Origin of the sequence: Pseudomonas sp. PA15(2017) (assembly GCF_001945395.1) — a bacterium.
Classification (GTDB): Bacteria; Pseudomonadota; Gammaproteobacteria; order Pseudomonadales; family Pseudomonadaceae; genus Aquipseudomonas.
Genome location: NZ_MSXV01000007.1, coordinates 119,920 through 132,564, shown reverse-complemented (window position 1 = coordinate 132,564; position 12,645 = coordinate 119,920). Strand labels below are relative to the sequence as shown.

Genomic DNA, 12,645 nt, shown 5'->3' with positions numbered 1-12,645 from the left:
ATCGCCGCCATGAGTGAGCTGCTGCTGATCGACGACGACGTCGAACTCTGTGACCTGCTGGCCAGTTGGCTGACCCAGGAAGGGTTTCAGGTCACTGCCTGCCACGATGGCCAGGGCGCGCGCCAGGCCTTGGCACAGAGCGCCCCTGACGCCATGGTGCTGGACGTGATGCTGCCCGACGGCAGCGGCCTGGAGCTGCTCAAGCAATTGCGCGGCGAGCACCCCGACCTGCCGGTGCTGATGCTTTCAGCCCGCGGCGAACCCCTGGACCGAATCCTCGGCCTGGAACTGGGCGCCGACGATTACCTGGCCAAGCCCTGCGACCCCCGCGAGCTGACCGCCCGCCTGCGCGCCGTGCTGCGGCGCAGTCTGCCGCCGGCCACGTCCGGCCAGATCGAGCTGGGCGACCTGCGTTTCAGCCCGGCCCGCGGCGTGGCGGCGCTGGGCGCAGAGGGCCAGGAAATCGTCCTGACCCTGTCCGAAAGCCGGGTGCTCGAGGCGCTGCTCAAGCAGCCGGGCGAGCCGGTCGACAAGCAGGCGCTCGCCCAACTGGCCCTGGGCCGCAAGCTGACCCTCTACGACCGCAGCCTGGACATGCACGTCAGCAACCTGCGCAAGAAGATCGGCCCGCACCCCGATGGTCGTCCGCGCGTGGTCGCCCTGCGTGGGCGCGGCTATTACTACGCGCCTTGATGCATACCCTGCCGCTTTACACAGCGACAGCGCTCTTTACCCTGCCTTTACCTTGGCTGACTGCGCCTTACCTTGAAAGCCCTAATCTGGGCACATCCGGCAACTGGCCGGTTTCGAGACAAGGAGATACACCATGCGCAAGACCATCACCGCCCTGCTCCTCGCCATGACCCTGCCGACCCTGGCCATGGCCGCCCCCGGTGGCGATCACCGCCCAGGCGGCCCGGGCCCCGGCCCTCGCATGTTCCATGAGCTGGACCTGAGCAAGGAGCAGCAACGCCAGGTTCACAAACTGATGGGCGAACAGCGCAAGAACGATCGCGAACTGACCCAACGCTATCTGGACAAACTGCCCGAGGCTGACAAGAAGGCTCTGCAAAGCGAGCGCAAGGCGTCCCGCGACAAGCAGCAAAGCGCCATCCGCGCCGTGCTGACGCCCGAGCAGCAGAAGACCTTCGACGAGCAGGTTGCCAAGATGAAAGAACGCAAAGCCGACCGCGAAGCCTTCGAAGCCTGGAAAGCCGAGCACAAGAAAGCTGGCTGACCCTGGCGTCTGTTGCTGGCCGTGATCGCGGCCAGCCCCACACCCGCCTGCGCCATTCACCTGGCGCAGGCTTTTGTCGTTTGAGGAGCTTCTCGTGCGCTCATTGTTCTGGCGGATTCTCGGCAGTTTCTGGTTGGCGATCGCCCTGGTCGCAGGCCTTTCCATGCTGCTCGGGCGCGCCCTCAATCAGGACACCTGGATCCTCAACCAGCATCCGGGCCTCGAGGACCTGCCGGCCGAGTGGGTTCAGGTCTTCGAGAAAGACGGCCCACGCGCCGCCCAGGACGTGCTGGAACAGCGTAAACGGCGCTTTCGCATCGACACTCAGGTGCTGACCGAAGCCGGCCAGCCGGCGGTTCGCGGCACCTTCCCGCCCCGTGCCGCGGCCTTCGAAGAGCGCAACAGGGGCGACAAGCACCTACCCTGGCGGCGTCTGACCACCGACTACACCAGCCCGGTGAGTGGTGAAACCTACCTGTTCATCTACCGCATTCCGCACCCCGAACTGGACGCCTGGCACCGCGGCAGCCTGCTGTGGCCGCTCAGCGCCCTGGGCATCGCATTGGTGGTGCTGACCTTGTTCAGCCTACTGCTGACCCTGTCGATCACCCGTCCACTGGACCGCTTGCGCGGCGCAGTGCATGACCTGGGGCAAACCGCCTACCAGCAGAACAGCCTGGCGCGGCTGGCCAGCCGGCGCGACGAGCTGGGCGTGCTGGCCAACGATTTCAACCGCATGGGCGCGCGCCTGCAGGACCTGATCGGCAGCCAGCGCCAGCTGCTGCGTGACGTGTCCCACGAACTGCGCTCGCCCCTGGCCCGCCTGCGCATCGCCCTGGCCTTGGCCGAGCGCGCCGAGCCGGCCGAACGCGAAGAACTCTGGCCACGGCTGGCCCGCGAGTGCGATCGCCTCGAAGACCTGATCAGCGAGATCCTCGCCCTCGCCCGCCTTGATGCAGAGCCGGGTTCGGCACAGAGCATCGACCTGGCACAACTGGCCAGCAAACTGCGCGAGGACGTCAAGCTCAGCCATCCCGAACAGCAGTTGGATGTCAGCCTGCAGCCGGGCATGCACCTGACCGGCTGGCCAGACATGCTCGAACGGGCGCTGGACAACCTGCTGCGCAACGCCCTGCGCTTCAGCCCCGAGGGACAGCCTATCGAGCTGAATTTCGTTCGTCGCACCGACGAGGTGTACCTGGAGGTCCGCGACCACGGCCCCGGCGTTGCCGAGCAGTACCTGATACAACTCGGCGAACCGTTCTTCCGCGCCCCCGGCCAGAGCGCTGCCGGCCACGGCCTCGGCCTGGCCATCACCCGCCGCGCAGCAGAACGTCATGGCGGTCGCTTGCAACTGGACAACCACCCAGACGGCGGTTTCAGCGCCAAATTGATCTTGCCGCTGGAGACGGCGGTTTAACGCCTGCTTGGTGGCGGGAGCGGTCGATCGTTCCCGTGGGATGGACTGGTAACTATCTGTGGGGGCGGGTCATGCCCGCGAAAAATCACGGGCATGGACTGGGTGTCCCCGCCCGTTCCCACAGGTGAAGCAACGATGTCCGTTTCTACCTCCTACCGCCACACCAGCGAGGCGTTTAAAAAGGCTTCCACACAGCGCTGCGCACATCGACGCGCTTGGGCAGCAGGCGGTTATCCAGAAACAGGTCGGCGGTGCGCTGCTGGGCCGCGACTATTTCGTCACTGACCGGGATAGGCGGCGATGGCGGGCGATGGCTGAAGGTGCGCTCGATCACCGCCTCGGGCAGACCCATGAAGCGTGACAGCAGGCTGATGCTGGCCGCCTTGTCATCACGGGTCAGTGCCTCGGCGCGGCCGAGTTCTTCCAGCAGTTGCGGAATGAATGCCGGGTTGGCTTCGGCATAGGGCCGCGCAGCCAGGAAGAACGGGCCGATAAAGCCCAACCCTTCGCCATTGGCCAGCAGACGCGCCTTGCCTTCCAGATCGATGGCCGAATAGAACGGATCCCAGATGGCCCAGGCATCTACGCTGCCGCTCTCGAAGGCGGCACGGGCGTCGGACGGCGCCAGGTAGATCGGCTGGATATCGGCAAAGCTCAGGCCTTCACGCTGCAGTGCGCGCAGCAACAAGTTGTGGGCGCTGGAGCCCTTCTGCAGGGCGACCTTACGACCTTTCAGTTCTGTCACGGAGTGAACAAGACTGTCTTTCGGCACCAGAATCACTTCGGCCTGGGGCTTGGGCGGCTCGGCGGCGATGTACAGCAGATCGGCACCTGCGGCCTGGGCGAAGATCGGTGGGATATCACCCGTGGCGCCTATGTCCAGGCTGCCGATATTCAGCGCTTCGAGCATCTGCGGGCCCGCGGGGAACTCGATCCACTGAACCTTGGTGCCGGCAAAACGCTTTTCCAGCATGCCGTGTTCCTTGGCCAACACCAGGCTGATCGAGCCTTTCTGGTAACCAATGCGTAAAGTCTGCGGGTCGGCGTGGGCGCCCTGCATAAGGCCGACCAGCGCCAGTGCCGTCACCGCTAACTTGATACCTTTCATGCTCACTCCTGCCAGTCGGTCGACGGTTTTTCCCAGAGGTTGATGCCGCCCTCGACGGCGTAACGGTCGATCTCCGCCAGTTCCTCGGCGCTGAACGCCAGGTTGTCTAACGCTGCGACGTTCTCGATGATCTGCTGCGGCTTGCTCGCGCCGATCAGCGCCGAGGTGACCCGCGCATCGCGCAGGGTCCAGGCGAGCGCCAGCTGCGCCAGGCTCTGGCCGCGACGTTGGGCGATTTCGTTGAGGGCGCGGGCGCGGGCGATGTTGTCGTCGGACAGATGCTCGGGCCGCAGTGACGCGCCACCCGGGCGGTTGACCCGAGCGTCCGCGGGAATGCCATCGAGGTACTTGTCACTGAGCAGCCCCTGGGCCAGCGCGGTAAACACGATCACCCCGGCGCCCTCCTCCTCGGTCGCCGTCAGCAGATCCTTCTCGATCCAGCGATTGAACAGGTTGTAGGCCGGTTGGTGGATCAACAGCGGCACGTTGCGCGCCCGCAACAGTGTGGCGATTTCCCGGGTTTTGCCCGCCGAATAAGAGGAGATGCCGATGTACAGCGCTTTGCCCTGCTCGACGATGCTGGCCAGGGCTCCAGCGGTTTCTTCCAGCGGCGTGTGCGGGTCGAAGCGGTGCGAATAGAAGATGTCGACGTAGTCCACCCCCATGCGCTGCAGGCTCTGGTCGAGGCTGGCAATCAGGTATTTGCGCGAGCTGCCGCCCTGGCCGTAGGGGCCAGGCCACATGTCCCAGCCGGCTTTGGTGGAGATGATCAATTCATCACGGTACTGGCGGAAATCCTCGCGCAACAGACGGCCGAAATTGCGCTCGGCGCTGCCGTAGGGTGGCCCATAGTTGTTGGCCAGATCGAAGTGATTGATCCCCAGATCGAACGCCGTACGCAGCAGCGCACGCTGGGTGTCGATGGGCGTGGCGTCACCGAAGTTGTGCCACAGGCCCAGCGACAGGGCCGGCAACACCAGGCCACTGCGGCCCACGCGGCGGTAAGGCACACGCTCATAGCGCTGCGGGTTGGCGATGTAGGTCATCAGAGGTTCTCCATCAGGGTGTCGATGCAGGTTGCGCGGCGGGCTGGTGGTACCACTCGAGGCCCACGGCACTGCGATTCTTGAAGCCATGCCAGTAGCTGTGGTCGGTCTGCTGGCGACCTTCGTCGTCCACCAACCATTTGCCGTCGGCGGCCAGCGGCGTCAGATCAAGATAGGCCTTTCTATCCAGCCCCTTGAGCTGCTGGTCGAGAAACGCCAGCACGAAATGCTGGTTGATGTTGTTGAGCCGCGCGCTGTCCCACACCGGTTCGGCATAGGCGGAAAAATCGTCAGGATGACTGCTGGCGGCAGGCGGTGGTGGATTCGGCGCCACGTTATGGCGGGCATTCTGATAGACCAGCAGATAACGTTCGGCATTCACCGCGCCGTCCACCAGGCGCCGGATACCGTCGCGATAACCGGAGACGTCATCCTGATCACCGACGACGAACAGGCTCGGCACGCGCAGGCCAGCCAGACCGGTTGGCTCGAAGATGCCCTGCCGCCCGCCCCAGGGCGCAAATAGCACCAACGCCTTGATTCGTGGGTCTCGACCACTTTCGTAGACGGGGTTGCCGGCACGTCGTTGTTCGAGCGCCTTGCCCGGCACCAGGCTGCTGGCCACCGCGCTGACTCCGGCGCCTGCGGCATTCAATGCGCCGTAGCCACCCATGGAGTAACCCAGCAAAGCGGTGCGCTGCGCGTCCACGCGCCCGGCCAGAAAGCTGCCACTGCCGGCCTCGCTGATGACGTTTAGTTGTTCGAGAACGAACAGATCGTCCAGCGGACGATTGAGCAGCGTGCTGGCAAACCCCGCCTTGTCCGCGCGTGTGGACTCCGGGTGGTCGATGGCTGCCACCACGTAGCCGTGGGAGGCCAGGTGCTCGGTCAGGTAGCTCATCTGCAGGCGCGAGCCCGGGTAGCCGTGGGAGACGATGACCAGCGGATAGCGGCCCACGTTCGCCGGTGCGTCACGCAAGGCCCGGCCCTGGAACTCGAACGGCGTGTTGGGCCGCGTGGGGTCGTCGGCACCAGCACCCAGCACGTCGCGGTAAGTGGTCAACTCCTGTTTTCCGACCGCCAATTGCGCCGGGTACCAGATTTCCAGACGCAGCCTGCGCTCGTAACGCGGCACTGGATTCTTGGCATCGATGGCCAGCACGTCGAGTTGATCGCGGTTTACCAGCTCAAGGGTACGTACTCCCACAGGATGCTCGCCGCGCGCGGCAAGCTCGGGGGCGTCGGGGCGGGCGTCGCCATACAGCGCGAACGCGCTGCCGGGAACCCCGAAGGCCAACAGACAGGCAAGGACGAATTTCATCGATTTTCCTGGGTGAAGAAACGGTTCTGCGGTGCCCTCAGGCCCAGATGATCGCGCAGCGTGCGGCCCTGGTACTCGTGGCGGAATAGCCCGCGGCGCTGCAACTCGGGCACCACCTGGGTGGCGAAATCTTCCAGACCGGCCGGCAGGTGCGGTACCAGCACGTTGAAGCCGTCGGCGCCGCGCTCCTCGAACCAGGCCTGCAGTTCGTCGGCGATCTGCATGGGCGTGCCGATCAGGCTGTAATGCCCACGCCCACCAGCGATACGCCGGCCCAGTTGCGCCAGGCTCAGGTTCTCCGCCCCGGCCAGTTCGGTCAGCAGTTTCTGCCGGCTTTGCTGGCCATTTTCGGTCAGCGGCAGCTCTGGCAGCGGACCGTCGGCCGGGTAGCCGGACAGATCGAAATTGCCCAGCATGCGCCCTAACAACGCGATGCCGACTGCGGGCTCGACCAGTTCCTGGAAACGCTCGAATTTCTCGCGGGCTTCACCTTCGCTCTGACCAACCACCACGAACACGCCGGGCATGATCTTCAGCGAATCCTCGCTGCGCCCGAAGGCGTGCAGGCGGCCCTTGAGATCGGCATAGAACGCCTGGGCCTTGGCCAGCGAGGTTTGCGCCGTGAACACCACCTCGGCAGTCTCTGCGGCGAGCTGCCGACCGGTTTGCGAAGAGCCTGCCTGAACGACCACCGGCCTACCCTGGGGCGAGCGGGCGACGTTCAGCGGCCCACGTACCTTGAAGTGCTCACCGTGGTGGTCGAGCACGTGCAGTTTGGCGGGGTCGAAGAACTGGCCGCTGGCCTTGTCATGCAGGAAGGCGTCGTCCGCCCAGCTGTCCCACAGGCCGGTGACCACTTCATGGAACTCCCGCGCACGGGCATAGCGCTCGGCGTGGGAGATATGCGCGTCGCGGCCGAAATTGTAAGCCTCGGCGGCGGCGTCCGAGGTCACCAGGTTCCAGCCCGCACGCCCACCGGACAGCTGGTCGAGGGAAGCGAACTTGCGGGCCACGTGATAGGGCTCGTTGTAGCTGGTGGTCACGGTGCTGATCAATCCGATGCGCTCGGTCACCGCGCTCAGCGCCGAGAGCAGCGTCAACGGTTCGAAATGCGCCGAGCGTGGCATGCGGCTGGCGATGGCGTCCGTCGGTGCAGCCACGCTGTCGGCCACGAACAGCGCGTCGAAACAGGCTGCCTCGGCGATCTGCGCGGTGCGCTTGTAAACCGAGAAATCCAGCGGATCAGCCGGCACGTCGGGGTGACGCCAGGCGGCCACATGGTGCCCGGTGGCCATGAGAAAGGTGCCGAGGCTGAGCTGGCGGGTGGATCGAGTCATGATGAGTCACCTGGATGAAAACTTGACCGCCCTGCCGCTCTCTATCGGCTCGGGCGGATTGCACACGCAGGGGCACGCTTGGCTGCCGTGGATCAGAAATCCTTGCGCACCTGCACGCCAAAGTAGCGCTGGTCATCACGCGGCACCGAGCGCGACGCGTAATTCAGGTTCGGATAACCGCTGTAGGCCAAGCCGTTGGAATAACTCTTGTCGGTCAGGTTCTTGGCCAACAGGGCCACACGCCAGCCGTCACTGTAGTCGGCCAGGGCGATGCTGGCGTTCCAGATGCCATAGGCGCCCTGCACGGTGTTCTGGTTCTGGTCGAGGCTGTACTGCACCTGATCCTGCCAGGCGTAGTCGGTGCTCAATTCGATGTCCAGGCCGTTATCCAGCGGGATGCTGTAGTCGGCGCGAACATACGTTTTCCAGTCCGGGCTGAAGGGCAGCGGCTTGCCGTTGACATCGCAGTTGGCGGCGGCGTTTGCCGGGCAACTGAAGTCGTCGATACGCGCCCGGGTATAGGCCAGCGCTCCAGAGAGTTTGAACTGGTGAGTGACCTGGAAGGCTGCGTCCAGCTCCACGCCCTGAGTGGTCACGCTACCGGCATTGATCAGGCGGGTCACCACCGTGCCGGCGACCACGTCATAGAAGTTGGCCTGGTAGTTGTCATACTCGGTGTGGAACACCGCCAGATTGGCCGTGAGGCGATCATCGAAGGCCGTGCTCTTCAGGCCTGCCTCCCAGGAATTGGACGTTTCCGGCTTCAACGGATCCGTGTCGCGGGCCTGCATGTTGAAGAACACGTTATAGGCCGGACCTTTGTAGCCTCGCGAATAGGTCACGTAGCTGGCCAGGTTGTCGTTGATGTCGTACTGCAAACCGGCTCGGCCGGTGAAGCCGTCCTCGTCCACCGACCCCTTGCTGGAATAGTTAGGCTGGATGCCGGCGGCGGCGGCCGTGACCACGCGCTGGTGCTTGTAGTGCAGGTCGTCGTGGGTCCAACGCAGACCGAGGATGCCGCGAAAATCATCGGTGAAATTGAAGGTGTTCTCGCCGAACAGCGCGAAGCTGTCATTGCTCGCCTGGTAGTCGGCGCGGCCGCGCTCGGTCACCAGCGAGACCGGCGTGACCTCGCGCTGGTAGGTCTCTTCGCTCTTGCCATGCATGTAGAACGCACCGAGCACGTATTCGTTGAATTCGCCCTTGGGCGATGCCAGGCGCACTTCCTGCGAATACTGGTTGTAATCCACCTGACCTTTATCGTGCGAGCGCGGCGCCCCGGGAAAGATTCCAGCCAGGCGGTCGCCATCCTGGTACTGGGTATTGCTCCAACCGCGCCAGGCAGTGATCGACGTCAGGGTGTAGTCACCGAGCGACCAGTCGACCTGGGCGGAAAGGCCGTGATTGCGATCGTCGACGCGGGTGTTCATGTCGCTGTTGATGCTGCGGTTGTGGTCGCTTGGCGTGTAGCTGTTGCCCACCGCGGCGCCAAAGGCGGCGCTGGTTCTGGTCAGTACGCCGTTGGGGATGCTGTCCTTGCCCTGGGTGTAGTCACCGATCAGGGTCACCTTGAGTTCGTCGTTGGGCTCGAATACCAGCTTGCCCCGCGCGCCCTTGCGGTCATAGCCGTTGACGTCGTCACCGTTGAACTCGTTCTTCACGTTACCGTCGTACCTGCCCAGCAAGGTGCTCAGCGAGCCTTTCAAGGTATCGGTCAGGCGCCCGCCGATGCCGAAGCGCAGGCGGTTCTCGTTGCCACCACCGAAGTGCGAGTAATCCACATAGCCACGGGTTTCCTCGGTGATGTCCTTGGAAATGATGTTCAGCACACCCGCCGAAGCATTCTTGCCGAACAGCGTACCTTGTGGGCCGCGCAGCACTTCGATGCGCTCCAGATCCAGCAGATCGAGTGTCGACTGACCAGGGCGCCCGAGCACCACGCCATCGATGACGGTGGCTACGGTCGGCTCGATGCCCGGTGATGTAGTGATGGTGCCGACACCACGAATGAACAGCGAGGTGTCCTTGTTGGAAGCACCGCTGCGGTAGTTCAGAGTCGGCACCTGCTGCACGATGCTGGCGACGTTGTTGCGATTGTCGCGCTCGAGCTGCTCACCCTCCACCACCGACACGGCGACCGGCACATCCTGCAGGGACTGCTCACGACGGGTTGCGGTAACGGTGACCGCCTCCAGCGCCATGACGCCCGTCTCGGAGGGCTCAGCAGCCCATGAAGGCGCAGCACCACAAGCGAGCGCGATGGCGACGGCCAGGGGGTTGAGGGAAATCGAACCACCGATTCGGCGCGCACTGCGGGCGGCCGGTAATAATGCGTTGTGCATGATGTTCACTGCCTGATTAACCGATTGATGCTCGCCAAGGGCGAGCGTACTGAGCACAGTCGGATACGGGTCTCGCTCGTGCGAGTGGCAGTCGTGCGACGGAAGTGCGACGCGCTTGTTAGCGCTAACAAGAGCAAAGTGTGAAGAGCCGCAAAAAGATCGTCAAATAATAAAAAATGCTTTTTATATTCCAAAAATACAGTCAAAAGCTGGAGCTGAAAAAGCTTTTGTTAGCGCTAACGGTGGCGTATGTTTGACCGCCCGAATCTGCCCCAGGATTTGCCCCATGCCCCGCCCGCCCGCTGATTCGCCGCGCAAGAGACGTGGCGCAGGACGCGTTACCCTGAGCACCGTTGCCGAGCGGATCGGCGTGTCGTCGATTACCGTCTCGCGTTACTTCAACCAACCGGATCAGGTGTCGCAAGAGCTGCGCGAGCGCATCCGTATGGCCGTCGAGGAAATGGGTTATGTACCCAACCTGGTGGCTGGCGGGCTCGCCTCGGCGAAGGGGCGCATCGTTGGCATGGTGATACCGAACATCTCGGGGCCGATCTTCGCCCAGACCATCCAGGGCTTCAGTGACACCCTCACCTGCCACGGCTATCAGTTGCTGCTGGCCTCCAGCTACTTCAGCGAGGAACAGGAAGAGAGCGCGGTGCGCGCCTTCCTGGGCTGGTCACCGGCGGCGCTGGTCGTCACCAGCCATTTTCATAGCGCTGGCACCGAGAAAATGCTCGCCGATGCCGATATCCCGCTGGTGGAAGTATGGGATTACCAACCTGATCGTGCTCCGCTGCAGGTGGGTTTCCTGCACGCTCAGGTGGGCGTCAGTGCCGCACGCTATCTACTGGACAAGGGCTATCGGCGCATCGCCTTCGTGCAGAACAGCGTACCTGGGGATTTCAGTGCGCTGGAGCGTCGCGACGGCTATGCCGACACGGTTCGCGCGGCAGGGCTGGAGCCGTGGTTTTTCGCGCCGGACGAGAACCTGCAACCTTTCGAAGCGGGCAAACAGGCCATGGAAAGCCTGATGCACGCGGCACAACGCCCGGATGCAATCATCTTCGCCAATGACAACCTGGCTGCCGGCGGGCTGCTCGCCGGCCGCCGGGCCGGTGTGCTCATTCCACAGGACTGCGCGGTAGTGGGGTTTGGCGATTACGCCTTCGCGCCGATGCTGATGCCCAGCCTGACGACCATCAGGCCGCCAGCCCGGCAGATCGGCGAGGTGGCGGCGCAACGCATTCTGCAGAAACTCGGCGTCCTGACGGAGAGCGCCAACGACGCACCAGCGCCTCTGCAATGCGAGCTGATCGAGCGGGAAAGCAGTTAGAACCTGCTCACGATCTTTATCCGCCTGAAGCGGCGACTACAAAGCAGTTCGCCGATCTACTGTGGGAGCGCGCCATGCGCGCGAAAGATCGCGGGCATGCACTAGGCGTCCCCGCCCGCTCCCACAGGCACTGCACCGATGTCCTTCTCCCGCAATTCGCGGCCGAAATCGGCGAACCCGGGCCCGAAGATCATGAACAGATTCTTAGCCCTGTGCCTTGCCCTTCCAGCCACTTACGAATTCGTCGACGTTCACGGCCGGCGCATCGCGCAACTCGCGCTGGGGCGTGCCCAGGTACAGATAGCCGATCACCTGCTCGTTGGCCGCCAGGCCCAGGCCGGCATCCACAACCGGGTCGTGGGACAGTTCGCCGGTACGCCACACCGCGCCGATGCCCTGGGCATAGGCGGCAAGCAAGATGCCGTGGGCAGCGCAGCCGGCAGCCAGCACCTGCTCCTGGGCCGGCACCTTGGGGTGCTCCTGGATACGGGCGATGACCACGATCATCAGCGGCGCACGCAGCGGCATGTTGCGCGCCTTGGTCAGCGCCTCTTCGTCGGCTTGCGGGTTCTTGCTGGCAATCGCCTCGGCGTACAGCTCGCCGAGCGCATGGCGGGCATCGCCCTCGACGGTGAGAAATCGCCAGGGGCGTAGCTGGCCATGATCCGGCGCACGCAGCGCCGCCTTGAACAGGCGCTCGCGCTGCTCGGCGCTCGGCGCCGGTTCGATCAGGCGCGGTGCGGAAACACGGTTGATCAGCGCATCGAGGGCATCCATCGGCTCACCTCCAGAGAAAAAGAGCCAGGGATTCTACCAGCCGAGCATGAGCTTCGCAGGCCACAGCGCGCCCGTAGCCTGGTGGTGAGCGAAGCGCTCCCCAGGGCAATTTCCCGGGTGTCGCTGCGCTCGACCCGGCTACACGTCAAGGCGATCAAGCAGTTGAAGGTAGCCCTTAGAACCTGTTCAAAGTCTGCTGCGCGTCGGCACTGCGGCGTTAAAAACAGGCTCGGACTGCTCATTTACAGCTCGTAAACTCCGCGTCCTCGCCTGTTTTCGCCTTGCATTGCTCTAGCTCGCGAGACTTTGAACAGGCTCTTAGGCCACCCGATCCGGCGACAACTCCGGCTGCACCGGCGGCGTCAGGGGCGGCAGGCCATAAGCCTCGCGCGCATCGTCGCAGCGCGGATTATGCTCGCCATTGGCCCAGGAGGCTTCGAAGTCGCGGCAGGTACTGGAGCGCTGCGCGTACTGCGTGCAGCGCGTGCCCTGCCCCACGTCGCCAAGCAGCGCGTTACAGCGCGCGGGCTTGGTCTCGGTACCGCGCATGGCGACCAGGTGCGGAGATATCTGGATGACCTGCTCGTCCGGCACGCTGCCACCGGCGGATTGGCATTCGCCCCAGAAGAAGGACACACGAAAATACGCGCAGCAGGCGCCGCACGTGAGACAGGGATTGTTTTCGGACATGATCAGCGGGCTCAGAAACCGGCAAGGGCCGGCA

11 protein-coding genes are annotated in these 12,645 nt (G+C 64.1%); 4 read left to right on the top strand and 7 right to left on the bottom strand.

Annotation, left to right across the window (positions count from 1 at the left end):
- Positions 1-9: 9 nt before the first annotated feature.
- From BVH03_RS02735 to BVH03_RS02725, 3 genes are all read left to right on the top strand, one after another.
- The gene (locus tag BVH03_RS02735; RefSeq protein ID WP_075959774.1) at positions 10-693 is read left to right on the top strand and encodes a response regulator transcription factor; all 684 of its coding nucleotides are present in this window, start codon (positions 10-12) and stop codon (positions 691-693) included.
- A gap of 133 nt (positions 694-826) precedes the next feature.
- Positions 827-1,237 carry a Spy/CpxP family protein refolding chaperone gene (locus BVH03_RS02730; protein WP_075959773.1) on the top strand — a complete coding sequence of 137 codons (411 nt, stop codon included), beginning with the start codon at positions 827-829 and terminating at the stop codon, positions 1,235-1,237.
- Between the two features lie 94 nt (positions 1,238-1,331).
- A complete protein-coding gene (locus BVH03_RS02725; RefSeq protein WP_075959772.1) occupies positions 1,332-2,657 on the top strand; it encodes a HAMP domain-containing sensor histidine kinase in 1,326 nt (441 codons plus the stop codon).
- Between the two features lie 175 nt (positions 2,658-2,832).
- Here the strand turns inward: BVH03_RS02725 and BVH03_RS02720 are convergent, their stop codons facing one another.
- The 5 genes from BVH03_RS02720 to BVH03_RS02700 all read right to left on the bottom strand — a co-directional run bounded on the left by BVH03_RS02720 (position 2,833) and on the right by BVH03_RS02700 (position 9,811).
- Complete coding sequence (locus tag BVH03_RS02720; RefSeq protein ID WP_075959771.1) at positions 2,833-3,765, bottom strand: sulfonate ABC transporter substrate-binding protein; 933 nt, start codon at positions 3,763-3,765, stop codon at positions 2,833-2,835.
- A 2-nt stretch (positions 3,766-3,767) separates the two neighbouring features.
- On the bottom strand, positions 3,768-4,811 hold the full coding sequence (gene mgrA / locus BVH03_RS02715; protein WP_075959770.1) for an L-glyceraldehyde 3-phosphate reductase: 1,044 nt from the start codon (positions 4,809-4,811) through the stop codon (positions 3,768-3,770).
- Positions 4,812-4,824: 13 nt separating this feature from the next.
- Positions 4,825-6,132, bottom strand: a complete 1,308-nt coding sequence (locus BVH03_RS02710; protein ID WP_075959769.1) for a dienelactone hydrolase — start codon at positions 6,130-6,132, stop codon at positions 4,825-4,827.
- A complete protein-coding gene (locus BVH03_RS02705) occupies positions 6,129-7,469 on the bottom strand; it encodes an LLM class flavin-dependent oxidoreductase (protein WP_075959768.1) in 1,341 nt (446 codons plus the stop codon). The genes BVH03_RS02710 and BVH03_RS02705 overlap by 4 nt, the downstream gene beginning before the upstream one ends.
- Before the next feature lie 92 nt (positions 7,470-7,561).
- Positions 7,562-9,811, bottom strand: a complete 2,250-nt coding sequence (locus BVH03_RS02700) for a TonB-dependent receptor (RefSeq protein WP_083639984.1) — start codon at positions 9,809-9,811, stop codon at positions 7,562-7,564.
- Positions 9,812-10,097: 286 nt separating this feature from the next.
- On the opposite strand from BVH03_RS02700, the gene BVH03_RS02695 reads away from it, so the two are divergent.
- Entirely contained in the window at positions 10,098-11,144 is a 1,047-nt protein-coding gene (locus tag BVH03_RS02695; protein WP_075959767.1) for a LacI family DNA-binding transcriptional regulator, read from the top strand.
- Positions 11,145-11,348: 204 nt separating this feature from the next.
- Here the strand turns inward: BVH03_RS02695 and BVH03_RS02690 are convergent, their stop codons facing one another.
- Together BVH03_RS02690 and BVH03_RS02685 are read right to left on the bottom strand one after the other, a co-directional pair.
- Positions 11,349-11,921, bottom strand: coding sequence for an NAD(P)H nitroreductase (locus BVH03_RS02690; protein ID WP_075959766.1), 573 nt, complete (start codon positions 11,919-11,921; stop codon positions 11,349-11,351).
- A 318-nt stretch (positions 11,922-12,239) separates the two neighbouring features.
- Positions 12,240-12,611, bottom strand: coding sequence for a YkgJ family cysteine cluster protein (locus BVH03_RS02685; RefSeq protein WP_075959765.1), 372 nt, complete (start codon positions 12,609-12,611; stop codon positions 12,240-12,242).
- Between the last annotated feature and the right edge of the window lie 34 nt (positions 12,612-12,645).